Here is a 26,987-nt window from a genome sequence, read left to right as displayed (position 1 = left end):
TACGACGATTGGTTTTATTCAAAGGCTTGGTTGCCTCAAGATGATTATCCAACTCTCCTTCAAGAGCGGCATTAAGAAAATCTTCCAATACACGGTGAAAAGCACCATCTTTACCAAACAAGGCGGTGCCACTCTTAAACTGATCTTTTGCCTGAGATAACATCTCAGAATACTCTTCTTGTGTCATTTTGATAACATTATTATACTGTAAAAACAGCGATTAATACTTTTTATTGTATTAACTCATGACACAGTTGAAATGACATCCTCCATCACTCAAAATATCGGATGAATCTTATTCTTCTATTCCGATTTCAACACATTCTTTGCAGAAAGCATCTTGTTCGATCAACAATCTAAGCACTCTTACGAAGTTATTTAATTCGTGTTCTTCTGTAAGTTGTTGTTCCGAGCTCTTCCCTATATGGCCAACCCTAAAATACATGTTAATGGCTTTATCGATACCATTAAGAATAGTTGGCATATCGTAGATAACCAGTTGGTCACCATCTCCCTTTGAACTTACATGGATTGGAAATAATCGGTGAACAGTTTCCATTTCGCTATCCTCAAGCCCTTTCTTCTTGTAAAAAATAGTTGCACGTTTCTTTATATCTGCATCCAAATTTGATGGAATAACAATTTTTAGCTTTGCAGATTTATACACAACACCATTAATTTCAATTTTTGGCTCATAATTTTTAATCCATTCAGCGACCAGCGTAACAAAATTCTCAAAATAAGAAATTGCCACTACAGTTGATGGTAACATTCCTAGAGTTCCTAAACGAAGACTCTCGTCTAAACGTTTTTTCAAACGGTCTAAAGCTCCATGCAAATTATCCCAATCTGGCACATTTTTACCATCAGCATCCTTTATAGTCTGATAATTAGAAATAGTGATTCCTAACAAGTCTGAAGGGAGTTTTATGTTACGATCTTGAATAATGAAAGCTTTATTTGCCCCTAAGCGACCAAGGAAAAGACCATATTCAAAAAGAACATTATCCCTAGGAACTTCAAATATCTCAGTTCTAACTTCCGATAAATCATCAGCCGTAAAAATCATGAAACCAAAATCGAATAGACTAGCTGACTTTAAAAGAGTCTCTAGAAAGTTTTCATTTTCCTTGAAAACATCTTCATTCCAAACGACACACTCGTAATCTGGCTCAAAGAAGTCTTTTACTAATTTAACAACGCTCAATCCCTCAGAAGAGGAACCAATAAAAATTCTAGGTTTCATAATTATTTTATTTCGTTATAAATCTCCCATACCTCATTTTCTAAGAGTCTGAGTGCACTTACTTTTTCAGGTTTATTGCGGAAAACATATTCAGTACCTACAACAGATTTTAAATCATCAATTTCTTCATTATTACATAAGTGATACATTTTGTTCCATAAAAGAAATACTAGTTGTTTATAATCCATTAATAGATACTCTTTCGGAGAAATATTATAACAGATGGCATTAATATCGAAACTTGTAAGTTTTATTTCAGCATCTGCATCACTGCGTACGTTCTTCAAAAAACGAATCATACGTTTTAATCTACCATTAGTAAATGAGCTACGCTCATTTATCATTGATATACCCAAGAATGGGTAATCTGGTTCTGTTTCAGAATCAGTATCCTTTTGGTATATCTTAATTCCACGATGCTTTTGATCATTTCCACTGAGAACATATTCTAAAGAGTCGTACCATGTTGACGTTACGATATCAACATCTCGGTGCAAATGCTGATTTGTAATTTTTATAGCCTTAGGCTTTGTTGTATCACAAATTGTATAAGTACTATTAAGGAGGCTTTCGTTATCTAACCTGAGTTTCCTTAAATCAGCTCGAGCATTGCCTTGATACGGATAAAAGCTGTTATTATAATTTTTCAAATTATCAAGTTGTGATATATTATAATGCCATGAATTGTTTATAGCCTCTCTCACCTTGGAAATCTCTGTATGATTAAACCTATTACATATTGTAAGTAAGTCGATATCACTGTATCCTTTAATGTGGGTATCTGTCATAACTGAACCTTGATACTCAAAATCCACATCAGATAGTTTAGCACTTAGGATTTTTTTTACTGCATCTCCTGCATCCCTAGTTATACGAGTATAAGTTTCATCGACTTCGCGCATAGCCATATGAACATATTTTGCAGCCTCTATTGGATCATCAGACGTCGCACTAAAGGTGCGATTCTCTACGATACGATTATTATCGGGATTATAGCGACTATTAATTCGAGTGATATGATTTGTATAATTTATATTTGACATAATAAAAATTTTAAGATATTAGACTAGCAATTATTCTCTCTTCTAACGCCTTTGAATTTGCCACAACTGGTTTTACAATCCATAAACCTACCATCAGGACCTCTCTTTATCCAAAGGTCAGTAGTTTGGTTATAAACCTGTGTTCTGTTTTTGACGGCTCCTATTCTATGTCCGTCCCCAATTGGCTGATTTTTTGCCATATGCATTTAAATTTTAAGTAAAAATATAGTCATGAGTTAACATGGCAATTAACAATAAATTCTGTGTTTCATTTAAGAAGCTTCAAGAGGAATTCTCATTTTTTAGTGGTGGATTATGAGAATTAGATCAACTTATATTACATAGGCAAGGACTGTGCCATTTCTAAGAAACAGTAATAACATCATAAATTATGCTTTAAACAAGCCTATGTCGCCTTTTCAATGACACATGTGTCATGATTTATCTTCAATTACACCTTATAATAATTAAATTATTATGAGTTAAATTTTCGACAAACAGATAACAGTTAATTAGTTCTGTCAATATGTCAGTTTTCTGTCATCAACAGCTTATTCATCTTTCGTAGTATTTGCATTGCGATACAAATATAATACAAAACATGCGGTCATTCTACACAATTTAAAAAGAAAAATTTAAATTTTTCCTTATAAGCTATATTATAATATGGCTTATACCTATGTCAGAATCATTTCATTGACCATCTGCACAAATTATCGTAAATCATTGAACTAATCGCCAAAGATGTTGCGGCACTTGATTTCTTTCAGTGGGAATTATAGAAAGTTACGAGTTTCAATGTCGCCATTCGTGTCCACGTAATAATGGATGCTCTTACGTAGAGTAGCTTTAGTTGATGTGGGGTCATACCTCTTGATAAAATTCTTATATATCTGCAGTGCCTTCTTGCGGTCAATAAAAGTGATGACACAGACAAATAAAGCAAAATAGTTCTTATCAGGAGATCTTAAAAAAGTTTATCGTATTATTTCTTAGTTTCTAGTTTCTCTAAGAAAATATACACTAACTCCTTTAGACCACAAGTAAGCAGCTCAAAGTTCTTAATCTGAAGAAGTATTAATTCATATTAATCACGTCGGCAATCAATGCCTGGCGATAATTCATAACAGTCTCCTTAACCTGACCACCATAATATATATATTGTTTGCCATAATACTCAAAACGAATATGTTTGTAAATTTTATAAGCAGGTATATTAGATGTAAGAACATCCAAACGAACAAATTTCCATTTTAACAGAGAGACTACCGGCTTGGCAAATCATTTACGAGCCTAAACTAGCATTTTGATTGTTCGATATAAATTTTGCCTTTTCTTCAATCAAGCATAAGTATAAATAAAGAGTTTGCTACATTATATTGTAAGTGACATCAAACAGCTCTTACTGGTAGAGTTGATGTTATCACCATTACTACCCCATATACAATAATCGAATGTGATTTTCGTTTGTATATAGTATATGAGGTTAAAGTTATTCCTACTTATAATATCAATTGGATTTGTGCTGAATATTGACGCGCAAAGTTTTCTTCTTCATGGAAGAGTTCTTGACGCAGCCAATAATCCAATAGAATTTGCGTCTGTTTCAGTAGTGAATCAGGGTAAATTAGCTTTGACTTCTTCTAAAGGAGAATTTTCTATTTCATTATCTTCTGCTGATAGTGTAAGTGTTAAGTTTTCTATGATTGGATATAAGACCAAGACAAAAGTTTTAATCAGACCTAGAGGGAAACAAACATTGTTGGTTACTATGTATCCAAATGACAACACATTAGAAACCGTCGAAGTTACAGGGCAGAAAATACAATCTGGTTCATTACAGAATCTAAAGAAAACCGATTTGCAGAATCTTAATTCTGGCGCCAATTCAAATACTGTTGAAAAACTTGTTCAATTACAATCAGGTGTATCAACACACAGTGAATTTTCATCACAATATAACGTAAGAGGTGGCTCCTTTGATGAGAATAGTATTTATATTAATGGCAATGAAATATATCGTCCCTTCCTTATAAAAAGTGGACAGCAAGAAGGCTTATCGGTGATTAGTCCATATATGGTTGAGAATATAGACTTCTCAAATGGTGGTTTTACAGCAAAGTATGGTGATAAGATGTCTTCAGTTCTTGATATAACCTATAAAAAGCCTGAGAAATTTGAATCTGTTGTATCCGCAAGTCTAATGTCTGCCGATGCATATATTGGATTCGGTAATAAGAAATTTTCATGGACAAACAGCTTTAGATATAATAATAATCGCTTTTTACTTAATTCACTTCAAACATCAGGTGAATATAGACCGAATTTCACAGATTATCAAACATATTTTTCTTATAGACCGAATTCAAAATGGAGCTTTGATATCATAGGAAACTATAATAGCAACCATTATAATTTTTATCCCAAGACCCGTGAGACTACATTCGGCACAATGGATAATGTGAAATCATTTAATGTGTATTTTGACGGTCAGGAGAATGATATATTTAAAACTACTAGCGCTACATTTGGAATAACGAGGCAATTCTCCCCTACTAGCAGTATTTCATTAATAGCTTCATCATTCACATCAAATGAAAAGGAGCAATATGATATACAAAGTCAATATTGGCTTACACAAACCGAAAGTCAGGAGAATCTAGGAGTCGGTACTTTTTTTGAGCATGCAAGGAACTATTTAAAGGCTAATGTTAATATGCTTAAGTTAATATTCAAACATCATATTGAGAAACACAATATTGAGGCAGGAATAACATTAAAGGATGAACACATCAAAGAATACAGTAATGAGTATGAAATGAGGGATTCAAGTGGTTACAGCATACCACATACGGGAACCGACCTAAATATGATTTACTCTTTAAACGCAAACAATAAGATTAATTCACAACGTACTGAAAGTTATATTCAAGATACATGGAAGTTCTCTAGTGCCAATGAAAATACCTTCTTTACACTAAATTATGGTGCTAGAATAAGTCATTGGAATTATAATAAAGAAACAATATTCTCTCCAAGACTATCATTGATAGTAATCCCATCTTTTAACAAGAACATTACATTACGACTAGCAACTGGCGTGTATTATCAAGCCCCCTTCTTCAAGGAACTACGCGACACAACAAGCACTAACGGAATAACTACAGTTTCGTTGAATAACAAAATTAAAAGTCAGAAGTCTATACATATTATTGCAGGAATGGATTACCGCTTCAATGTTGCTAATAGACCATTCAAGTTTAGTGCTGATGCTTATTACAAGATACTAAGCAATCTTATCCCCTACTCGGTGAATAATGTAAAGGTGGTATATGATGGACGTAATGAGGCTTCAGGACACGCTGCAGGCATAGACTTCAAACTATATGGTGAATTCGTACCAAATACTAATTCATGGATTACGCTATCATTGATGGATACCAAAATGAATCTTCAGGGTTATAGCATCCCCTTACCTACAGACCAACGATACGCAATCAATTTGTTTTATACCGACTACTTCCCAGGAACGGATAAATGGAAGATGTCGCTATCATTGAGTTACGCTGATGGTTTGCCTTTTTCTACTCCACATAATGAATATGGCCGCAGTTCGTTTAGAGCTCCTGCATATAAACGAGCCGATATTGGTATGAGTTACAGACTTCTATCTAATATAAACAAAGAAAAGCCAAATGTCTTTAAAAACATTTGGCTTGGTATAGAGTGTCTTAATCTTTTTGGAATAAATAATGTCAACAGTTATTACTGGATAACAGATGTCACTAACCAGCAATATGCTGTACCAAATTACCTTTCAGGTAGATTACTTAATACAAAAATTACATTTGAGTTTTAACTGAAATATAAAAAGTATAACAGGGCTAATATTGCAATTAATACAACGCCAATAATGCCTTTTATAAGGCAACCTGTAACCTTTTTAATCGTAATTATTCCTACTACTATCGCAATAAGTATAAAGATAAAATATCCAAAATTATGTACCATATATGCTATTTAAAAATGTGACGAAAATGTGGGGGAATAGGAGTTTCAAAATTCATAGGTTCATGCGTTACTGGATGATAAAATGATAACACATAAGCATGTAGACATAATCTTTTTATAGGATTATCTCCATTACCATATTTTATATCTCCACATACAGGATGACCCATATCGGCTGAATGTACTCTAATCTGATTTTTTCTACCAGTTTCCAGTTTATATTCAACAAGTGAATGATCTGTAGTTCTGTTTAACACGTGAAAATGTGTAACAGCATATTTTCCACCATTATCTACCGGAGAAGAATATGTTACGTATGCACTATTATCTTTTAACCAGCTAGCAATAGTGCCTTCATTCTGTTCCATTTCTCCAGATACCACGGCTACATATCTTCTATCAAACACAATGTTATGCCAATCTTCTTCAAGCAGCATTTCTGTTTCCTTATCTTTAGCATATATCATCAGTCCACTCGTGTCACGATCTAGACGATGAACAATATGAGCACTACATTTTTGATTACTTCTTTTGAAATAATCATCAAGGACTGTTTTAACATTTAGTGATGAGTGACCAGCTGCCATTGATAATATACCAATATTCTTTTCTATAACGACAAGATATTGATCTTCATATACGATCTTAAGATATCGGCTTTTAAAAGTATTATTATTTTGTTTTGTCTTACTTACAGTTATCTTCATACCCTCAGTTAAAGGATAGTCAAATCTAGTAACTATCTTTTTCTCAACTTTTATGCCACGACCTTGAAGAGTAGACTTTATTTTAGACTTACTCATTCCTTTGACATTTTCCAAGAGCCATTCCAACAACATCCCTTTATGTTCAACGACATAATAGTCGTATTCACCCGGGCGATTATAATTGTTTTTTATCATCTTTACAATTTGATTTTCTTCTTTACTATCTTACTTTCATTACTCATTTTATCAAGAGCAGTAACAATATATGTATATTTTGTTTTACCATCTTCATATGGCAGTTTGTAGAAAGTTTCAGGTGTAATACTTACTATTTTTGACGGATTAGATATATCAATATCTTCACCATTATTAAATCTGTATACAACATATTTAGAAGCTACATCATCCCAATTCTTTCCTTTTGGAGCACGCCAGAAAAGCACATAACCATCCTTTGTCCAAACAGGTTTAACCCCGCGAGGCTTTTTAGGAGCTTTTGAATCAATAAATGGCATAAGAGGTTGTAATGCAGGATTGCGCCAATATGTTGTACGCATGGTAGTTGCATAATTACCTATATTGTCTACAAATGACTTTGCATACCATAACACAGTTCCATCTACATTTTTCATCTCATCGTGAAGACGTCTCTTATATGGCAATTGATTGCTCTGTGGGTTTTGTGGATCTGCAAATTTAACCGTTCTTTCTACGTCTTCACCAATATATAATGGTCTGTTACTTGCATATTTGTTCCACCATTTAATTAGTTCTTCATAATCGGCAGAGCTATGCCCTACTTGCCAATATAATTGTGGAACGCAATAGTCAACCCACCCATTATTTACCCATAATAAAACATCAGCATACAAATCATCATAGTTTTGCAGTCCGCTTGTTTGACTACCTATAGGAGAACTTTTCTTGTTTCTATAAATACCGAAAGGAGAAACTCCAAATTTAACCCAAGGTTTTACGGCATGTATGCTGTCAGACAATTGTTTCACAAAAAGATTAACGTTGTATCGTCTCCAATCTCCTCTATCTTTAATTCCATTATTATATTTTTGGAACTCTTTATCATCTGGAATAGTCTGCCCAGGTGCTGGATATGGATAGAAGTAATCATCAATGTGAAAACCGTCTATATCATATCTTCGGGTAATATCAGTAGCTATCTTACAAATATATTCTCTGTTTTCTGGTTGTCCTGGATTTAAAATATATTGATTATCATATTGAAATACACGTTCTGGATTTGTATTTGCAATATGACTGGATGCTAAAACAGATGTTGTCTTTGTCTTTGCACGATAAGGATTTATCCATGCATGAAGTTCCATACCCCTTTTATGACATTCGTCTATCATCCACTTCAAAGGATCCCAATATGGTTGTGGGGCAACACCCTGCTGCCCCGTAAGAAATCTACTCCAAGGCTCGTAATTACTTTGATATAGGGCATCACATTCTGCCCTCACCTGAAATATAACTGCATTAACACCGTCACGTTGCATCTCGTCAAGTTGACTTCTTAGTGTTTGTTGCATACCTTCTGTGCCAAGCCCTATAAATTGTCCGTTTACGCACTGTATCCATGCTGCACGGAATTCTCTTTTCTGTTGAGCGTGAAACACGGATATATTTAACACTGATAATAAAAAAACAAATAGTAATCTGCGATTCATTATATAATTATAATTTTTATAAATGCAAAAATACTAAAAAAAGAAAGAATACTAACTAACTTCATTAAAAAGATGCATAAATTTGGTGTTTTAAAGCCTTTTTTATAATTTTGTCCCTAAGATAAAATGAAAACACGATTATCTAACATATATATCAGATGTTTTACGGTAATATTGATTATACTGTATAGTACAACAAGTGTCAAGGCGAGCGACAAAACTCGTCCTGATAAAATGTTGCTTAATCGAATTTTCAAATACGAAAGTAGTATTGACACCGTCAATATACCCAAATATAGCGCATATTCTTATACCAAATACTCACTGTTCGTAAAGAAACGTAACATAACTTTGCTTGCTGTTCCTACTATGTGGTCGGTTGCCCATGGAGGAAAGCGCAGATATCTAGGTGAAACTTATGAAAAGATAAATTTCAAAGGATTTAATAATTATGACGTAGAAAAAATTACGGAGTTGTCAACTATTCCACATAATAGGAATACCATGACCACCGTATTGAAGTATCTTACACCAGAAATATATAGCTCAACTATATTCAATGGAGATATATTATCACCATTTAATTCTGCAAACAGAATTTATTATAAATATCTTGTTACCTTTTTACTTAATGGCACTGCAAAAATTGACTTTAAGCCAAAGATGAATAACACCCAACTTATTAAGGGGCAGGCATTGGTTGATTATAGTTCTGGAAGAATTATTAGTGCAAACATGAAAGGGGAATATGATATGGTTAATTTCTCTCTCGATATAAACATGGGTGAAGACGGAATCAAGTCATTACTTCCAACTGATGTTAAACTCTTATGCAGATTCCGATTCTTGGGTAATGTAACCGAAGGACAATTTCAAGCTTTTTATGGTTTACCGCAATTGCTATCAGATAGCATAAAAAACCAAAAGGATATTCTTGCACATGTACGTCCCGTGCCGCTTACTTCTGAAGAATCATTACTTTACAAGATCGATGATGTAACAAATGCTAGGAAAGATTCTGTTGATTCCGCTGACGTAAATAGTAATGAGAATAAAATAAGAAAGGTTCTCTGGGATATTGTTGGTGATAATGTTGTAAATAGAATAAAAAGTAATTTCGGCAAGAATAATGAAGGTTATCTAAAAATTAATCCTATTCTAAATCCTCTTTATATGGGGTACGACCATCGGCGTGGATTGACTTATAGAGTTGATGTCAGACTAAACTATATGTTTACACCTAACAGCTTGTTGTCAACACGCTTTAGAGCCGGTTATTCATTTAAGCAAAAGCAATTGTATTATACAATTCCTACTATTTTTTGGTATAACAAGAGAAAAAACGGTTTCTTAGAATTTGAATTCGGAAACGGCAACTGGATAAGCAATAGTAAAGTGCTTGATAAGGCGCAACAAATATTAGGAGATTCCATCATAAATAATCATGAAAACATGATTTATTTCAAGGATAGATACTTTAAGTTTGTGAACAATTATGATTTTAATGACTATATAGGTTTACAGGCAGGAGTTATATTTCATAACAGATTGGCGGTTGATAAACTAGGATACAAACTTGCAGGAATGCCTGAAGGATATATTTCTGTAGCACCACTCCTGGAATTACAATACCGCCCTATCGGTTGGAATGGTCCGAGTGTAGCTGTAGACTACGAACGTGGAATAAAAGGATTTCTTGGTGGTAACATCAATTACGAGAGAATGGAATTTGACGCACAATGGAAGTTAAAATTAAAACGACTTGAATCCCTGCAAATGAGATTAGGAAGTGGTTTCTATACTTTGAAAAGCGAACACACTTACTTCCTTGATTATAGTAATTTCAGAGAAAATCATATCCCTGGTGGTTGGAATGATGATTGGAGTGGAGAATTTGAACTTCTTAACTCAAATAAATATAACGATTCCAAATGGTATACACGCGCAAATATAACGTATGAGAATCAGTTGCTATTTTGCGCACATATTCCTATTCTTGGACATTTTATAGAGATGGAAAGAGTTTATGCCAGCATCCTTGGTTCACAAGATTGCAAACCATATATAGAATTGGGATATGGGTTTACTACCCGACTCTTTTCTATGGGAGTATTTCTCAGCAATGATAGTGGTCAAGTAAAAGAGTTTGGGTGTAAATTCGGTTTTGAACTATTTAGACATTGGTAATGAAAAATTTAACAGTATATAGAGCCAGTGCTGGCTCAGGAAAGACTTTCACTTTAGCTTTAGAATATATCAAACTATTAGTGGAAAATCCTCAATCTTTTAGGCAAACGCTTGCTGTAACTTTTACTAACAAGGCTACAGAAGAGATGAAAATGCGAATCCTAAGTGATTTGTATGGTATTGCAAAAGGATTGAAGAACTCTGATACTTTATTAGAAAAGATAAAAGAGACATCTGTTTTCAGCGAACAGCAAATACGTGATCGTGCATGGTTTTCATTACAACTGCTAATACACAATTACAATTATTTCCGTGTTGAGACAATTGATGCGTTTTTTCAGACAGTATTGAGAAATCTAGCAAAAGAACTTGATCTTTCTGCTAATCTTAAGATTGAACTTAATGATGCACAAGTTGAACAACAAGCTGTTGACGAACTCATAGAAAGTCTTGATGAAACTTCGCTTCTATTATATTGGATACTTGATTATATTCATGAAAATATAGAAGATGACAAATCGTGGAATGTAATATCTCAGATCAAAAATTTCGGCTTAAATATATTCAAAGACTACTATAAGAAAAATCAGAAAGAACTTTCACAAATCCTTGAACAAAAAGATTTCTTTAAGAACTATAGTCAAAAGTTAAGGAGCATAAGAAATAAGGCAAAGACACAACTGGCTGAGGTTGCTGATAATTTCTTTGATACTCTTGAGGCAAATGGCTTTTCTGTAGATGACTTTTCACGCAAGTCTTCAGGTCCTTGTGGATATTTCATTAAATTGAAAAGCGGTGATTTTGTTGATGATGAAAAAATATTTAATAAGACAGCACAAGAAGCAGTATCTGTTCCGGAGAAATGGGTAGTTAAAAAATTAGCTAAACCAGGTGAACCTATTTACGATTTAGTATGCGACACATTGATGCAGATGCTTAATACTGCAGAAAACATAAGGATAAAGCAAGCTAAATTATATAAGAGTGCAGACCTTACGCTACGCCATCTCAGCCAGTTGCGTCTTTTGGGATGTATAGGTGACAAAGTAACCGAATTGAATAATGAGGTGAATCGTTTTATGCTTAGCGACACACAAACATTGCTCAGTTCGATGATAGAAGATTCTGATTCACCATTTATCTTTGAAAAAATAGGTGCACAGCTTGAAAATATAATGATTGATGAGTTCCAGGATACCAGCACTGTACAATGGGAAAACTTCAAGGTGTTGTTGAAAGAAACGATGAGCCGTCAAGGTAAGAATCTTATCGTTGGAGATGTAAAGCAAAGCATTTACCGATGGCGTTCTGGAGATTGGAGACTTCTAAACGATATTGACAAACAATTCAGTGAGGGTGAAGTCTCAGAATGTAGCCTGGCAACAAACTATCGTTCATCAAAAAATATAGTAAAGTTCAATAATGAATTTTTCAAATATGCTAGTGAGGTAGAATATAATGAGTTATCAGACATTTGTGGGCAAGAAGCCGAACAGATGAAAAAGGCTTATGCTGATGTAGAACAGCAAATTCCTGAAAATAAAGATAAAGAAAATATCGGTAAAGTTGAAATTAAGTTATTACCAGATGAGGACTATACTGAAAGTATGCTTGCTCAAACACTAGAAAAAGTGAGAGAGCTGAAAACTTTAGGTGTAGCTGATAAGGATATTGCAATTCTAGTAAGAACCAATCCTCTTATAAGACTTGTTGGTGACTATTTCATGCAAAATATGCCTGAGGTTCAATTGGTATCTGACGAGGCTTTTCATTTGGATGCTTCTCAGGCTGTTAATATTATGGTCTATGCAATGAAAGTTCTGGCTATGCCGGATGATGAAATTGCATTAGCATCATTAGTTAAAGTATATATTAAATCAATTAAGGGTAATACACTAAAAGATAATGATATATTTCAAGGAACAGAATATTCAGAATCGCTTTTACCAAAAACATTTCTTAGTAATAAGGATGCCCTATTGGGATTGCCATTGATGGACTTAGCTGAGGAACTATTCTCTATTTTTGACTTAAGTATTCTTGATAGCCAGAATGCATACGTTTGTGCTTTCTATGATAAACTTAGTGAGTATATGCAAGACGGAATTCCCGATTTGAGAGATTTCTTAATTAAATGGGATGATAATATTCACAATTGTTCAATACAAAGCAGTGATGAAAATGGTATTAGGTTAATTACAATTCATAAAAGTAAGGGATTGGAATTTAGATTTGTTATTATGCCGTTTTGCGATTGGAAACTTGAAAAGAATAATGTGATTTGGTGCCAGCCTAATCTTTCACCATATAATGAGCTGCCTGTCGTTCCAATTGATTTCAGTAAGAAACAAATGATGGGATCTATTTATGAAGCAGACTATGCGCATGAGCACTTGCAGAATATGGTAGACAATCTAAATTTACTATATGTTGCTTTTACAAGAGCAGAAATGGGGCTATATATATATGGCAAACGTGATAAAAACGGCACAACTAGATCTGCTATTATAGAAGAATGTTTAGGTAATATTGGCAAGATCCTTGGGACTCAGGTTGTTGGCGATTACAACGATTATCAACAATCTATAGAGTTTGAATTTGGTGAATTACCACAAGACTTGTCTGTAAAAGAAAAGGCTAATGACGGTAATATATTTAGAGGCGTTTCAAAAAACGAAACGTTAAGTATCACTAGCCATAGAAACAATGTAAAATTCAGACAAAGTAATAAGAGCGATGAATTTGTTAAAGCTGGCATAGAAGACGAACAAGCTATACAGAAAAAAGAATTTATAAATGTCGGTAACGTGATGCATTCAATTCTCTCTGAAATAAAGACAGAAAAAGATATAGATTATTCTTTAAGAAAGTTGGAAGAAGAAGGCGTTGTTTATGACAATAATATAACTTCAGATAAATTACAGAAAATGCTTCGTGATAGCTTTGACAATAAATTAGTTAAAGAGTGGTTTTCTGATAAATGGCAAGTATTTAATGAATGTGCTATATTAAAAGTAAATCCTGAAAATAACAAAGTTGAGACAAAGCGTCCAGATAGAGTTATGACAGATGGCAAAAAGATGATTGTTGTCGATTTTAAGTTTGCCGCACCTAGAGAAGAACACAAGGTTCAAGTCAAGGAATACATGCAACTATTACATGATATGGGATATTCAGATGTAAATGGTTACTTGTGGTATATTTACTCTAAAAATATAATTGAAATAAAATGAGAACATTTTTACACTTCGTTGCAGAAGACATCATAAAGAAATATGGAACCAACCTATCTCGTATAGCTGTTGTATTTCCAAACAAACGTGCTGCTTTGTTTCTTAACGAGGAACTGGCTAGATTGGTTGACAAGCCGATATGGAGTCCTACTTATATTACAATTAGCGATTTGTTCCGTAATCATTCAGATAAGACTGTTGGTGAACAGATAAAACTTATCTGTGATTTGCATAAAACATATAATGAATGCACAGGGATGAATGAAACCCTAGATATGTTCTATGGTTGGGGACAATTGATGCTAGCTGATTTTGATGATATAGATAAGAATATGGCAGATTCGCAAAAAGTCTTTGCCAATCTGAAGGACATTCATGAGTTTGATGATCTATCATATCTTACAGATTCACAGAAAGATATATTAAAACAGTTCTTTAGTAACTTTAGCGAAGAACAAGACTCTGAGATTAAACGTAAGTTTCTAACTCTATGGAGTAATTTCGACCATATTTATAACAGTTATAAAGAGCGACTTGCAGCACAAAACATTGCCTATGAAGGCGCATTATATCGTGAAGTAGTTGAAACTGAATCTCTGGACTTTAAATATGATAATTACCTGTTTGTTGGTTTCAACATGATGCAAAAGGTTGAACAAGAAATGTGTAGTAGACTGATGAAGTTGGGACGTGCAAAATTCTATTGGGATTTTGATGACTATTTCATGAAATCACGTGGTATTGTCAATCATGAAGCCGGTACATATATTAGGCAGTATCTAAAATACTTCCCTAACGAACTTGATATTTCTAATTCTGAGATATATCATAACTTGGACGGTAAAAAAGATATCAAATATCTTAGTGCTACTACAGAAAACATACAAGCCAGATATATATCAAAATGGTTGACTGATAACGACAGGTATAAAGATAGTAAACTAACAGCCATTGTATTAGCTGACGAAAAACTCTTACAGACAGTCATACATTGTATCCCTTCTGAAGTGGAAAATGTTAATATTACAACAGGTTATCCGCTACAGCAGTCTCCTGTATCTTCTTTTGTAAAGATGCTTATATCGCTAAGAACAATGGGATACCGCTCTGACAATGGAAAATACAGAATGAAATGGGTTGAAACGTTGCTACGACATCCTTATATAAAATATGTGTCAGATAAAGCTCAAAACATACTGGATGATTACAAACAACTGCGCACATTTTATCAGTCCTCAGTTGATTTGTCTAAAGACGAAGGACTTTCTTTGATTTTCAAAGAAGATAATCTGAATATTCTTTCTCTAAATATCTGGTTAACCGAAGTATTACAACTTGTCGGCAATAATTTTTCACAAGAAAATGAATCCGATCCTTTAATGCAAGAATCACTGTTCAGAATGTATACATTGCTTAATAGATTGGGAGATTTAATAAAGTCTGGTGATCTTGAAGCAGATATAAAAACATATACCAAACTAATAAATCAACTTATATCAACAACAAGCATACCTTTCCATGGAGAACCAGTGGTTGGTATTCAGATAATGGGAGTACTTGAAACTCGTAATCTTGATTTTGACCATGTTTTGGTATTGTCATGCAATGAGGGAAATATGCCTAAAGGTGTAAATGATTCCTCTTTTATCCCCTATTCTATCAGAAAGGCTTATGGACTTACCACCATAGACAATAAAGTAGCCATCTACTCATATTATTTTCATAGTCTGCTGCAAAGGGCAACTGATATTACTCTAATGTACAATAAATCTACAAGTAATACCAATACGGGCGAAATGAGCCGCTTTATGATGCAGCTTATGGTAGAAGGTAATCATGAGATACAAAAGGTGAATGTTAATGCAAATCAAAATCCCCTTAACCCTAAAAAGGAACCTATTATCAAAGACGATAAGGTGATGACTGTCATAAGATCTATAGAAAAGATGTCGCCTACTGCCTTTTCTGTTTATTTGAGATGCCAGCTGCAATATTATTATAGATACATAGCAGGAATAAAGCAACCAGATAATGAAGATGACGAAATTGATAACCGCATATTCGGTAATATTTTTCATAAGGCAGCAGAATTGTTCTATCAGAAATATATAAACAGTTCTGTTGTTCATCAGAGTGACTTAGAGGATGATGTGAAAAATGAGGGGCTACTTAGTAGAATAATCGACGATGCATTCAAAGATGAACTCTTCAAGATTCCTAAAAATATCAGAATTGATTATAATGGACTTCAAATAATCAATAGACAAGTTATTCTTGATTATCTCAAACAGATGATTAGAATAGACATAAAATTAGCACCTTTCAGAATTTTAGGACTGGAAAAAAAGGTTAGTATGAATTTAACCGTAAATGCAGACAACGAGCAAAAGACTATAGAACTATATGGTAATATCGATAGAATTGATGAAATTGATGAAGGTGGAAATAATAGAATAAGAATAATTGATTATAAAACAGGAAATAACAACAGAGCTATAGTAAACTCTATTGATGACATTTTTGATCCTTCTAAAATTGGTAACCATACTAGCTATTTCTTGCAATCTATGCTATATGCATTGATAATAAGGGATAAAAAGGAAATTAATCCTGAAAATATAAGAGTAAGCCCTGCCTTGCTTTTTATTCAACATAGTCTTGCAAAGGATTACGATCCTACATTACTTCTTAATAAAGAAAAAATTATGGATATAGCCCTATTTAAAGAAGATTTTGTTGCCGGACTGAAACAATTGACAGAAGAGATTTTTGATTCATCAAAACCTTTTTTGCCAACCGAAGATCAGAGTCGATGCGAAACTTGCATTTATAAGTCTATATGTGGTTAATAGAATCACATTATTCGTAAATATTTACATATATTCAACGCTGCAAAGAAATATTCAATATACTTTTTGATAGAAATGAATTGCTAAATGCATGAAAATTAAACACTTCTGAAAAAAAAGAGTGTTGGAATTCGCAAAAAAGTAGCAATAAATTTTTATATGAAACGAAAAACTAGTATATTTGCAAACCTGAAAAGGTAAAGCATATAAAAATATACAACAAAATAATAATAAATACAGATATACAAATGACTAAATCGGATATCATTAACGAAATCACTTTAGCAACAGGCGTACAGAAAAAAGATGTTACAGCTGTTGTTGAAGGTTTCATGGAGACTATCAAAAACAGTTTACTTGAAAAAAAAGAAAATGTATACCTGCGTGGGTTCGGTAGTTTTGTCATAAAGCACAGAGCAGCCAAGACCGCTCGCAATATTCTTAAGAATACCACCATGACTATAGATGCTCATGATCTACCAAGCTTTAAGCCAGCGAAGTCATTTGTTGAGTTAATGAAGAATGAATAATTAAATCATTATATTTTAAAAAATTTAAAATTATGCCAAACGGAAAGAAGAAGAAGGGCCACAAGATGGCTACTCACAAGCGTAAAAAAAGATTACGTAAGAATAGACATAAGAGCAAATAAGCGCTCGGCAGCCTATTAGGGACTTAGGGGCATGTCAATGCATCCACCAGGAAGCTGTGACATGCCCTCTTTGTATAACTTAAGAAAAGATTAACAGAAAAAATGACCAGCGAAGTTGTAATTGACGTTAGAGAAAAAGAGATTTCGATTGCTCTGCTGGAGGACAAAAACCTTGTAGAGTATCAGAATGAGCCAAGACAGGCATCTTTTTCTGTAGGTAACATTTATGCTGCAAAAGTTAAGAAACTCATGCCGGGACTTAACGCTTGCTTTGTAGATGTAGGTTATGAACGCGACGCTTTTCTTCATTATCTTGACTTAGGTAGTCAATTTAACTCTTATAGTAAATACCTTAAACAGGTAGACAGTGACAGAAGAAAACCTTTTCTATTCAATAAAGCATCAAAGCAACCTGATCTAAAAAAAGATGGTAGCATTCAACAGACATTAACTGTTGGACAAGATGTTTTAGTACAAATTGTTAAAGAACCTATTTCGACAAAGGGACCAAGACTCACAGGAGAATTGTCTTTTGCTGGAAGATTTTTAGTTCTTATTCCATTTGGAGATAAGGTTTCTGTATCGTCAAAAATTAAAAGTGGTGAAGAGCGTGCCAGACTAAAACAGCTCATCTACAGCATTAAGCCTAAAAACTGCGGTGTTATCGTTAGGACCGTAGCTGAAGGCAAAAGGGTTGCTGAACTTGATACAGAACTTAAAGTGCTTGCAAAACGTTGGGAGGACGCTATTGCAAAAGTTCAAAAAAATCAAAAGCGACCACAATTAGCATTTGAAGAAACAGGAAGAGCCATTGCGATGATACGCGACTTGTTTAATCCTAGTTTCGAAAATATTTATGTTAACGACGAAGATGTATTTGAAGAGCTAAAACATTACGTAACCCTTATCTCACCTGATAAGGCTAGTATTGTTAAACTTTACACAGGTAAAGTTCCAATCTTCGACAACTTCAACGTTACAAAACAGATTAAGTCAAGCTTTGGTAAGACAATAAATTATAAGCATGGCGCTTATCTAATTATTGAGCATACTGAGGCATTGCATGTTGTAGATGTAAATAGTGGAAATCGTTCAAGATCTGAAAATGGACAGGAAGCGAATGCCTTGGATGTAAACCTTGGTGCAGCCGATGAATTGGCAAGACAATTGAGACTAAGAGATATGGGAGGAATCATAGTCGTCGATTTTATTGACATGAACTTGGCTGAAGACAGACAAATGCTTTATGAACGCATGTGTAAAAATATGCAGAAAGATAGAGCAAGGCACAATATTCTGCCACTAAGTAAATTTGGTTTAATGCAGATTACGCGTCAGCGAGTACGTCCAGCAATGGACGTTAATGTTGACGAGACTTGTCCTACATGTAATGGATCAGGTAAAATAAAGTCTAGCATTTTATTTACAGATCAACTTGAGAGAAAAATAGACAACCTAATCAACAAGATTGGCGTCTCTAAATTCTATTTGCATGTTCATCCGTATGTTGCTGCATATATTGACAAGGGATTAATTTCCTTGAAACGTAAATGGCAATTAAAATATGGATTTGGTGTGCATATCATTCCTTCTCAAAAACTGGCTTTCTTGCAATATGAATTTTATGATAGCAAGGGCGAGTTCATTGATATGAAAGAAGAAATAGAAACAAAATAAAAATAAGCGTTGCAGATTATCTGTGACGCTTATTTTTTTATGTATTCAATAATATCATTATTTCAATCTAAGCCTATCTAGTCTTTCGTTCAGCAACTTAAAATAGTCCTTTTGCAATTCTTCATTCAAAAAAGAATCAAAAATAAGATCTTTAAACTTAGGCAAAAGCTTTATATATTTATTGATAAGGCGTCCTGCTATAATTTTTTCTATGCCTAGACTTTCTGCGAATTTTATAAAATCGTCTTTCTTCAGTTTTTTCTTTTTCCCGTTCAAAGTCAAGGCCATCTCTTCATCATCCTTTGGATTGACAATTATTGCATTAAGCAAATCATAAGCTGGTGTTAAACGAATTACATTCTCTTCTGGTTCATACAGCGAAAAATTCTTTAGATGCATATCGTTATTACCAACCAGCCATGAGAATAATACTATTTCAAAGAAATTGGTTACATCCATGATAGGAACAGATGAATACTGAATCACAGCTTTTCCAATGCGTTCATAACTACTCTTATACTTATGCTCAGTTTGTCTCTCCGTGAGTTGACACATATCTTCCATAGCCAACTTTTCACCATCCGAAGTTCTGTCAATACGTCGCGTAAAATAACAGATAGATCTGTCTGCCATTCGCATCAATGTATGAGGTACTACTTGAATCTTGGCCAACTCTGCAAGGTGCATTGTTAGATCCTCTACTTCTGGCATTTGTTCATAGGTTGTTGTCTGTGGTTTACAGATATATCCGCCCCATAACCCCACAATAGTCAATCTGTTACTACCCTCATGCTCATTTAAATTCAAAGATAACTTAGACTGAACACCCGTAAGAGATGTTTGGTCTTGTATCACCTGTTTTGCAAGTTCTTCCAAATGCTCAGTTGTATAATCCAAAGTTGGCATAACAGTAGTTCCGAAAAACTTTGCTATACAACCAGGATGCATATCTTTTTCGCCTTTCTTAAGTGGCTTATAACAATACAAACATTTACACATGACCTTCCTCCTTTTCTTGAATAGCTTCAATGCTTACTGCTCCGATACAATCCTTACAACAAACCAATAAGAGAGACATACGATCCAATATGCTAATGTCCATGTTACGAGTAGCAATATCAAGCAACCATCCTTCAGGTATCAATCCGTCAAAGAATGGAAACAACACACTACTTTTAAAGGTCTGTTCTTGCAAAGGTAATGTCAAACTCACTGGTTTAGCATTTTCCAACGACAAATAGTCTGAAAGGTAACAGAATTCATAACCTTCATCGCTTTCTGTCAAGACCCCTGACAGCATATTTTTATAATATACATTGGCTTGTCTCATAATTCTATGGCTTTACTTTTGGAGTTGCTGTTACTTCGTAGTTGAAGAAATTAAGCAACTGATTAACTTTATCCAAACGCAACGATTCTTTACCCTGTTCTAAATCTCGAACAAAGCGTAAACCAACACCCGACTTCAACGAAAGTTCTTCCTGTGTTATGTTATACTGCTTACGCAGTGATTTTACTATAGGTGATAAATTATTCATAACCATATATTATATCATTTCGGGTACAAATATACAAGTTATTTTTGATTTTATACCACAATGGGTATATTTTATTATATATTTCATAACAATATACCCGAAATGATATATTATTAAACAAACATACGGTTACCAGGAATACTTGCTGTTGAAAGTCAATCAAGTGAAATCAACAATATAATCTTTGCGCTTCACTCCCCTCCTATTTGTTAGTATAAGGCAAGAAACCCTACCATCTATTTCTATGTATTATATCCTCTATATTCCTTCTAGGTCTTTGTTTTGGATGCTCATCTGAATACCCAATCGTTATTATTCCAACAACAAATTTATCATTTGGTATTCCTAATAATGGTCTTATTTCTTTTTGCTCATACCATGCTACCCAACAAGTCCCTAAGCCTTGCTCTGTTGCCTCTATAACTAAATGTTCTATAGATATTGCTGTATCTCTAATTATTTGTTTTAATTCAAAAATACTTGTTTCCTCATCCAAATTTATTTTCTCAGTTTCTTTTACTCTACACTTAATGTCTGCAACACATACAATAAAAACAGGCGCAGTATTCATCCATTTTTGATTATGACAAACAATAGATATTTCCTTTCTCGTTTCAAGATTATCAACAATAATATAATTCCAAGGTTGTGTATTATTTCCTGAAGGTGCGAGTGATGCATTTCTAATTATCTCAAGAAGCAATTTTTCATCAATTGGTTGGTCTTTGTATTTTCTTATGCTTCTTCTATTCTCTATTGCTTTCATATTTATCCTTAATTCCGCAGTGTTTTTATTTATAAATAGCGCAAGTGTTTGATATACAAAAGTTTACTTACACTTGATCATGCCAGAAATTTCATCTATCTTAGTGCTGCGAAATAAACTAATATAGCAAACTACTGACATAGCAAAAGTAGCAACAAAATCTGAAAACATACCTCTTTTGGAGGAATTTTTCACGTAATTGACACATTTTTTGACGATAGCGCTATATCAGTACCATACTGTTTAGTTCTGCCTTACTCTGTGCAATGATAAGTAGTTTAACTGAATGGATAGAAGCAAAATGAACGTTGATACAGATTCAAGTGATACAGTGGTACTGATTCGTCGATACTATTTAAATTATTTTAAAATTCATTTTGCGCAGATAATATTATGTTATACATTTGCAGAAATAATTATAGATAAATTAAAATGGATACAAGAACTGAAACAATGCAGCCTTGCACAATAGCTTATATGAGAAGAACCGGAGCTTACGGCATAGAATGCAAAGCTGTGATGGAACAATTGAAGTCATGGGCAAAACAAACAAACTGCCTAAACGACGATTCTATTATATTAGGCATCGCCCTAGACAATCCTGAAGTAACTGCACCTGAAAGTTGTCGTTATGATGCCTGTTTAGTTGTTTCAAATGATTTTCATACAGATGATAACGGTGTTCTTACCAGGAAACTTAATGGTGGCAAATATTGTGTATTTACTGTTGCTCATACCACTAAATCCATACAACAGGCTTGGTCGACAATGTTTACGGAAATATCAACACTTGGATATACTCTAGATTTTTCAAGACCGATCATTGAGCGATATGCTATGAAAATGATTAGAAAGCACTTATGCGAGCTATGCGTGCCTATTGTGTAGATAAGTATGCAAGGTATATTTTTCTTTATTAAAACAAAACAAATATCAATAATGTTTGATATTTCAAACAATATAACTATATTTGCACACAATAATAAACATTATTCGATATGAAACGTCCGTTATTACCAAAACAAGAAAGATCATTGCAAGAGATGGGAAACCAAATTAGGTTAGCTCGTCTTCGTCGTAATATCACATCACAAGAGATGGCGCAACGCACTTCACTTGGACGCAATACAATCGTTAAGATTGAAGCTGGCGATGAATCTGTTGCCATGGGTAGCTACTTTAGAGTACTCATTGCATTAGGACTTGATCCTGATATTCTTGCTTTAGCCAAAGATGATGTACTTGGACGAAAACTGCAAGATGCGAAGCTACTTCCTAAACAGAGAGCTAAATCATAAAGATAACTATGATTGAATTATTAGCCTAGCATTATCAAAACTTTCTAGCATGTAACGTCTTGCCAGCACTTCAATTTTATATTTATTTACGATAAATGCTCGTATTTCCATTGTTGTATCCAAATCCATATTTGTTAACATCCTAGTAAAGATAGTTGTAACACTTTGCATATCTGATGGCAATTGGAATTTATTTATTGTTATTAGATGGCACAAATCTATAACATCCTGCCATATCATGGGATTATTCTGAATTGTTTCTAAACAACACTCGAAAATATTCTCATTACCCACTCGATACTTTTGATATTCAGAATACATCTGAGTAGCATTAAATTTTATCCCCACATATTGTAACTTGTGATATATATCATTAATATTATCACCATTATTTTCAATAACTTTTAAAAATGTTTCACTTGTGATTATTTTTAGATTAGAGCATGTCTGGAATGAAAGATTCCAATCATCCGATATCAATATATACCCATCCCTGCAAGCTAATAAAACACAATCTGCAAAAATCTCAGTTTTTATATCACCGTTTACATCTTGAGCAACCAGAAGCTTTTCCTCAACAGGCAGAATTTCACAATTGACATTAACCCAATCGTTTAAATATCTCAAACTTTCTTGATAAGTACTACCAATAGTATCAACATAATCTTGACTAAATATAGAATAGAAGTATAGATGATTTACAGATGATGCTGTAACTTGTAATTCCTCTAGAGAGTATTTTATGCACTCTGCCTGCCTCTTAGAAATCACAAACTTATTTGAAAACTTTATACCATGTTTTTTTGATAAATAAGCAAAAAGCCACATGCTCATTATATCAAGTACAAAATGAGTAACTTTGTGCTCCTGATAGTACTCATCCAATAACTGCTTATATTTTTCTATTGGATCCACATAAATTCTAAACTTAGAAAATAGCAAATCATGTGCCGACATAACTACATCATTATTCATCAAAATTAGGAGTGGTAGTTTTCTTCTTTTGTAATCTCCTACAAGAGTTGTAAAACCAATTTTTGCATCAACATTATACTGTTCGGTCTCCTTTTCGATCATATCCAGTATGGCTGTTCCACCTAAGTCTTTTACGTCCATCACCTTAAAGTCTTTATAAGGATTGTTGTTTTTTAAACTTTCATCTGATATTTCCTGATACAATGCACAATACTTATTGCCAATTAGTGATATTGTAAGTAATGTTTTTTCAGAATCTATAAAGGTTTCTCCTTTTGACTTTCCAATAGCATTCTCATATTTTGAATCCATGGCAGCAATAAATTCCACAGCTTCTTTACCATACTTACACCTAACAATAAAACCTTCTTCTACTTTTAGAGGTTCAATAAAAATAAGATTATTTTCTTCGACATAATCTAATCTCATTTGAAAATAAAAACTTCTGACTGCTACGTTCTTCCTATCAATTGCATACCTATAAACAAGATCCAGAGCTTCTTGATAGAATCTTTGTTTTAATAATGAATTTGCAACATAAATCAGCACAACATTATTTGTATAATTTATTGAAATAATGTCTTTTATTTGGGCTTCAATATCATCTCTTCTATTGCCAAACGCTAAGGCATGAACATACCTAGCCATCATATATTCTCCAAGCGGAAATGCTTTTTTGAAAATCTCATATACTTCTATCGCTTCATTATATTCTTGAATTTCCAATGCATATAAACCCTCAAGATCTAGAAACGCGAAATTGACAAAATTATATTTATCACGGAGGTTCTTACAAATTTTCCTAAATTCATCTTTATGAGTTTTGGTTTCTGCTAATATATATAAATAAATAGTTAGTGTTGGACTTGGTTTGTCTTTATTTATGTGCTTTGATAAAGTATCCAGAGCAAATTCAGTCTCGTTTGCCAATGATAATAAATGGCAAGTTATCGCCAAAGAAAGACCGCTAATATTATCACACATTTTTTTAAGTTTCTCAATGTCAATAATATTACCCTTCAATAGTTTTATTAGTTCTGAAAGAATAATAGCCTTATATCCTTCCTTATAATAGGCTTCTATAATAACATCTGAAACATCATTATCCTTTGCAAGGAAAGAGTATTTTCTAAGTGCATTAAATACTATATAGATATCTTGATCTTGTTTAAAACCTATTACAGAGGCAAATTGTTTAATAGCATCTTTAATTCTATTCTCATTATTCCACTTAATCGCAAACCATACTTTATGACGCATGGAGCATTCATCCTTATCTTGAGAAATCAGATTATACGCTTGTTCTGCATCCCCTGAAATATAATAAGCATTAGCCTTAAGCCTATTAGTAAAGTCATCTTGCAGCTTAATTTTAATAATTTCATTAAACCACTTATTATCTCTAGTGGTTATAAACATCAAATACTTATAGTAAACGTTTACTTGATTAAGCCTATTGCTTATTTCTGTTTTCTGAACTAGCTGTTCGAATTTTTCTAGAATAGCAATATGATTATTAATAATTTCAGGAATAAAAGGATAACCATCGTTATCAAAATCCTCGCACTGTAATTTTTCCGTCATTAACAATGATACTATAAACTTCCATTCTTCAAGATTATTAAAGTTCAAATCATCAGGAATATTATCGTACTTAAACGGCACATACTTCTTTATGACTTCTGACTTATCATAATGATCTACGAACCATTGATATATATAACTTTTAAAATTAATATTAGAAAGTATATCTTTAGGTATCTTTTTTATATTTTCTTCTATATTACCCGTATAACAGCATATTATAAAGTATGCTATAGGCAAACTGCGTTCTTCATCTATTGTCTGTTGAGCATAAGCAATAACTTCATCATCAATATTCTTTGAATAAAAAGCTGCTTGCAAGAAGTATTCATAAGTCTTATCAGTTGACATAGACTTTCTGACGTATTTTAAATCTTGATATGCGTCTTTTGGTACGAAATAAAGTTCGCACTTTCCTTTTTCCAATTTAATCAAAGTAAATAAGCCATAACATTTCTTCGCCTCTGGATTTTCATTTAATACATCCTCTAATTTCTTAAGAACATCAAGAGCTGATTTAATCTTTAACCTAAAAACATTGTCCTCATATTTTTTAATAAATTCTAACAAAATGGAATTAACTTGAGAAGATAGTTTATCCTGCAGCATATCAATTTTCTCCTCTATCGTTTTTGTTCTTTTATCAATCGCTGGTATCAAATATGAATTTACAATATTTCTGCCTCTTTCAAACTTATTCATTTCTTTCTTGAATAAATCATTGAATGTATTCATATCATCGGAAGAATCTAAGTCTAATTCGCCTTTTTTTATTGCATTTATAATATCCTCTAAATTATGCTTAATACTACTTTTATCAGAAATAAGTTTTGATTTAAATTCTTTTGAAAAACGTTTGGATGCCTTTTTATATGCCAAAGAAATAACATCCCTATCCTTTTTACCAAGTTTCGTGTCAAGATATCTACCTATGAAATATTCACACACAATATTTGCGACCCATGTTAGAAACATTGGGGTCCAAGCGGAAGGAACAACTAGTAGCAATGCTATAAGTGAAGCCTTTATATATATAAGTTTATTACTCATAAACAAATTTTTTAATTAATATAATTACAAAAGTAATAAAAAACTTGTAATCATCAATATTCTTACAAAAACATTATAATTATAATCACATACAATTCCTCTATAATAGAAAAAAGCGATATTTTAAGCGAGAAGCTTTTCAGCTTAATTCCAAAATATGTTCGTATCGTTCTCTCTTTTTGCATATTATTTAAAATTCATATTGCCTCTGATAAAAATGATACTTTATGATTATATATTAGAAATCTTATTTTTTATGTTACAAAATTCATTCCATTGCTTTTTATTCATGTCAAAGAACGCTTCTGCACACAACAGCAAAAGCATAGGGCTAGCTTGAATGGATTTGCTTAGTGTAACAAATGTGATGCAAAGTTACATTAAGTTCTTTATTCACGCAATTAAATACATTACCACCTGTTAGCCAAAATCATATAAGTATTATTTTCTTTATTATATAATCACGCGCACACACGCTATAGG

General features: G+C 33.2%; 19 protein-coding genes and 1 pseudogene. 8 read left to right on the top strand and 12 right to left on the bottom strand.

All coding sequences use genetic code 11. The annotated features are described in order from the left end of the window. From B045_RS14740 to B045_RS15380, 5 genes and pseudogenes are all read right to left on the bottom strand, one after another. Window positions 1-187: pseudogene (locus B045_RS14740) on the bottom strand (IS256 family transposase); the annotation flags it as partial. Window positions 188-295: 108 nt separating this feature from the next. After that, the gene (gene cap12 / locus B045_RS0112870; protein WP_018464675.1) at window positions 296-1,246 is read right to left on the bottom strand and encodes a CBASS system CD-NTase-associated NAD(+) hydrolase Cap12; all 951 of its coding nucleotides are present in this window, start codon (window positions 1,244-1,246) and stop codon (window positions 296-298) included. Window positions 1,247-1,248: 2 nt separating this feature from the next. Beyond that, window positions 1,249-2,289, bottom strand: coding sequence for a nucleotidyltransferase domain-containing protein (locus B045_RS0112865; RefSeq protein ID WP_018464674.1), 1,041 nt, complete (start codon window positions 2,287-2,289; stop codon window positions 1,249-1,251). A gap of 23 nt (window positions 2,290-2,312) precedes the next feature. Continuing rightward, the gene (locus B045_RS15470; protein WP_169400989.1) at window positions 2,313-2,489 is read right to left on the bottom strand and encodes a hypothetical protein; all 177 of its coding nucleotides are present in this window, start codon (window positions 2,487-2,489) and stop codon (window positions 2,313-2,315) included. An 877-nt stretch (window positions 2,490-3,366) separates the two neighbouring features. Next, on the bottom strand, window positions 3,367-3,525 hold the full coding sequence (locus B045_RS15380) for a hypothetical protein (protein ID WP_018464672.1): 159 nt from the start codon (window positions 3,523-3,525) through the stop codon (window positions 3,367-3,369). Window positions 3,526-3,769: 244 nt separating this feature from the next. On the opposite strand from B045_RS15380, the gene B045_RS0112850 reads away from it, so the two are divergent. Further along, window positions 3,770-6,148, top strand: coding sequence for a TonB-dependent receptor (locus tag B045_RS0112850; RefSeq protein ID WP_018464671.1), 2,379 nt, complete (start codon window positions 3,770-3,772; stop codon window positions 6,146-6,148). A 157-nt stretch (window positions 6,149-6,305) separates the two neighbouring features. Here the strand turns inward: B045_RS0112850 and B045_RS0112840 are convergent, their stop codons facing one another. Together B045_RS0112840 and B045_RS0112835 are read right to left on the bottom strand one after the other, a co-directional pair. Then, the gene (locus B045_RS0112840) at window positions 6,306-7,139 is read right to left on the bottom strand and encodes an RluA family pseudouridine synthase (protein ID WP_238312049.1); all 834 of its coding nucleotides are present in this window, start codon (window positions 7,137-7,139) and stop codon (window positions 6,306-6,308) included. Window positions 7,140-7,204: 65 nt separating this feature from the next. After that, window positions 7,205-8,695, bottom strand: coding sequence for a glycoside hydrolase family 10 protein (locus tag B045_RS0112835; RefSeq protein ID WP_018464668.1), 1,491 nt, complete (start codon window positions 8,693-8,695; stop codon window positions 7,205-7,207). A 126-nt stretch (window positions 8,696-8,821) separates the two neighbouring features. Between B045_RS0112835 and B045_RS0112830 the strand changes: the two genes are divergently transcribed. The 5 genes from B045_RS0112830 to B045_RS0112810 all read left to right on the top strand — a co-directional run bounded on the left by B045_RS0112830 (window position 8,822) and on the right by B045_RS0112810 (window position 19,293). Beyond that, window positions 8,822-10,882, top strand: a complete 2,061-nt coding sequence (locus B045_RS0112830; RefSeq protein WP_018464667.1) for a DUF5686 family protein — start codon at window positions 8,822-8,824, stop codon at window positions 10,880-10,882. Next, complete coding sequence (locus tag B045_RS0112825; RefSeq protein WP_018464666.1) at window positions 10,882-14,115, top strand: UvrD-helicase domain-containing protein; 3,234 nt, start codon at window positions 10,882-10,884, stop codon at window positions 14,113-14,115. Before B045_RS0112830 ends, B045_RS0112825 begins: the two co-directional genes overlap by 1 nt. Further along, on the top strand, window positions 14,112-16,964 hold the full coding sequence (locus tag B045_RS0112820) for a PD-(D/E)XK nuclease family protein (protein ID WP_018464665.1): 2,853 nt from the start codon (window positions 14,112-14,114) through the stop codon (window positions 16,962-16,964). Before B045_RS0112825 ends, B045_RS0112820 begins: the two co-directional genes overlap by 4 nt. A 248-nt stretch (window positions 16,965-17,212) precedes the next feature. After that, the gene (locus B045_RS0112815) at window positions 17,213-17,494 is read left to right on the top strand and encodes an HU family DNA-binding protein (protein WP_018464664.1); all 282 of its coding nucleotides are present in this window, start codon (window positions 17,213-17,215) and stop codon (window positions 17,492-17,494) included. A gap of 224 nt (window positions 17,495-17,718) precedes the next feature. Continuing rightward, window positions 17,719-19,293: an Rne/Rng family ribonuclease gene (locus B045_RS0112810; protein ID WP_018464663.1), complete on the top strand. Its 1,575-nt coding sequence runs from the start codon at window positions 17,719-17,721 to the stop codon at window positions 19,291-19,293. Between the two features lie 57 nt (window positions 19,294-19,350). On the opposite strand, the gene B045_RS0112805 is transcribed toward B045_RS0112810, so the two are convergent. The 4 genes from B045_RS0112805 to B045_RS0112790 all read right to left on the bottom strand — a co-directional run bounded on the left by B045_RS0112805 (window position 19,351) and on the right by B045_RS0112790 (window position 21,597). Continuing rightward, a complete protein-coding gene (locus B045_RS0112805; protein ID WP_018464662.1) occupies window positions 19,351-20,292 on the bottom strand; it encodes a HipA domain-containing protein in 942 nt (313 codons plus the stop codon). After that, window positions 20,285-20,623: a HipA N-terminal domain-containing protein gene (locus tag B045_RS0112800; RefSeq protein WP_018464661.1), complete on the bottom strand. Its 339-nt coding sequence runs from the start codon at window positions 20,621-20,623 to the stop codon at window positions 20,285-20,287. Before B045_RS0112800 ends, B045_RS0112805 begins: the two co-directional genes overlap by 8 nt. Before the next feature lie 4 nt (window positions 20,624-20,627). Further along, the gene (locus B045_RS0112795) at window positions 20,628-20,831 is read right to left on the bottom strand and encodes a helix-turn-helix transcriptional regulator (protein ID WP_025883358.1); all 204 of its coding nucleotides are present in this window, start codon (window positions 20,829-20,831) and stop codon (window positions 20,628-20,630) included. A 229-nt stretch (window positions 20,832-21,060) separates the two neighbouring features. Then, window positions 21,061-21,597, bottom strand: coding sequence for a nitroreductase family protein (locus B045_RS0112790; RefSeq protein WP_018464659.1), 537 nt, complete (start codon window positions 21,595-21,597; stop codon window positions 21,061-21,063). A 432-nt stretch (window positions 21,598-22,029) separates the two neighbouring features. Between B045_RS0112790 and B045_RS0112785 the strand changes: the two genes are divergently transcribed. Together B045_RS0112785 and B045_RS0112780 are read left to right on the top strand one after the other, a co-directional pair. After that, window positions 22,030-22,485: an AraC family transcriptional regulator gene (locus B045_RS0112785; protein ID WP_018464658.1), complete on the top strand. Its 456-nt coding sequence runs from the start codon at window positions 22,030-22,032 to the stop codon at window positions 22,483-22,485. A gap of 110 nt (window positions 22,486-22,595) precedes the next feature. Next, the gene (locus B045_RS0112780; RefSeq protein WP_018464657.1) at window positions 22,596-22,895 is read left to right on the top strand and encodes a helix-turn-helix domain-containing protein; all 300 of its coding nucleotides are present in this window, start codon (window positions 22,596-22,598) and stop codon (window positions 22,893-22,895) included. Window positions 22,896-22,901: 6 nt separating this feature from the next. Here the strand turns inward: B045_RS0112780 and B045_RS0112775 are convergent, their stop codons facing one another. Then, window positions 22,902-26,504 (bottom strand): hypothetical protein, encoded by a 3,603-nt coding sequence (locus B045_RS0112775; protein ID WP_018464656.1) that lies wholly within the window; start codon window positions 26,502-26,504, stop codon window positions 22,902-22,904. Window positions 26,505-26,987 lie beyond the last annotated feature (483 nt).

This window comes from Segatella paludivivens DSM 17968 = JCM 13650 (genome assembly GCF_000373185.1).
Classification (GTDB): Bacteria; Bacteroidota; Bacteroidia; order Bacteroidales; family Bacteroidaceae; genus Prevotella; species Prevotella paludivivens.
This window is presented reverse-complemented; position numbering and strand designations above follow the sequence as displayed.

Bases quoted from the DNA above. Each gene is read 5' to 3' on its own strand.
- cap12 (WP_018464675.1), bottom strand. From the start codon at position 1,246: ATGAAACCTAGAATTTTTATTGGTTCCTCTTCTGAGGGATTGAGCGTT.
- B045_RS0112865 (WP_018464674.1), bottom strand. From the start codon at position 2,289: ATGTCAAATATAAATTATACAAATCATATCACTCGAATTAATAGTCGC.
- B045_RS15470 (WP_169400989.1), bottom strand. From the start codon at position 2,489: ATGGCAAAAAATCAGCCAATTGGGGACGGACATAGAATAGGAGCCGTC.
- B045_RS0112850 (WP_018464671.1), top strand. From the start codon at position 3,770: ATGAGGTTAAAGTTATTCCTACTTATAATATCAATTGGATTTGTGCTG.
- B045_RS0112840 (WP_238312049.1), bottom strand. From the start codon at position 7,139: ATGTTGTTGGAATGGCTCTTGGAAAATGTCAAAGGAATGAGTAAGTCT.
- B045_RS0112835 (WP_018464668.1), bottom strand. From the start codon at position 8,695: ATGAATCGCAGATTACTATTTGTTTTTTTATTATCAGTGTTAAATATA.
- B045_RS0112830 (WP_018464667.1), top strand. From the start codon at position 8,822: ATGAAAACACGATTATCTAACATATATATCAGATGTTTTACGGTAATA.
- B045_RS0112825 (WP_018464666.1), top strand. From the start codon at position 10,882: ATGAAAAATTTAACAGTATATAGAGCCAGTGCTGGCTCAGGAAAGACT.
- B045_RS0112820 (WP_018464665.1), top strand. From the start codon at position 14,112: ATGAGAACATTTTTACACTTCGTTGCAGAAGACATCATAAAGAAATAT.
- B045_RS0112815 (WP_018464664.1), top strand. From the start codon at position 17,213: ATGACTAAATCGGATATCATTAACGAAATCACTTTAGCAACAGGCGTA.
- B045_RS0112810 (WP_018464663.1), top strand. From the start codon at position 17,719: ATGACCAGCGAAGTTGTAATTGACGTTAGAGAAAAAGAGATTTCGATT.
- B045_RS0112805 (WP_018464662.1), bottom strand. From the start codon at position 20,292: ATGTGTAAATGTTTGTATTGTTATAAGCCACTTAAGAAAGGCGAAAAA.
- B045_RS0112800 (WP_018464661.1), bottom strand. From the start codon at position 20,623: ATGAGACAAGCCAATGTATATTATAAAAATATGCTGTCAGGGGTCTTG.
- B045_RS0112795 (WP_025883358.1), bottom strand. From the start codon at position 20,831: ATGAATAATTTATCACCTATAGTAAAATCACTGCGTAAGCAGTATAAC.
- B045_RS0112790 (WP_018464659.1), bottom strand. From the start codon at position 21,597: ATGAAAGCAATAGAGAATAGAAGAAGCATAAGAAAATACAAAGACCAA.
- B045_RS0112785 (WP_018464658.1), top strand. From the start codon at position 22,030: ATGGATACAAGAACTGAAACAATGCAGCCTTGCACAATAGCTTATATG.
- B045_RS0112780 (WP_018464657.1), top strand. From the start codon at position 22,596: ATGAAACGTCCGTTATTACCAAAACAAGAAAGATCATTGCAAGAGATG.
- B045_RS0112775 (WP_018464656.1), bottom strand. From the start codon at position 26,504: ATGAGTAATAAACTTATATATATAAAGGCTTCACTTATAGCATTGCTA.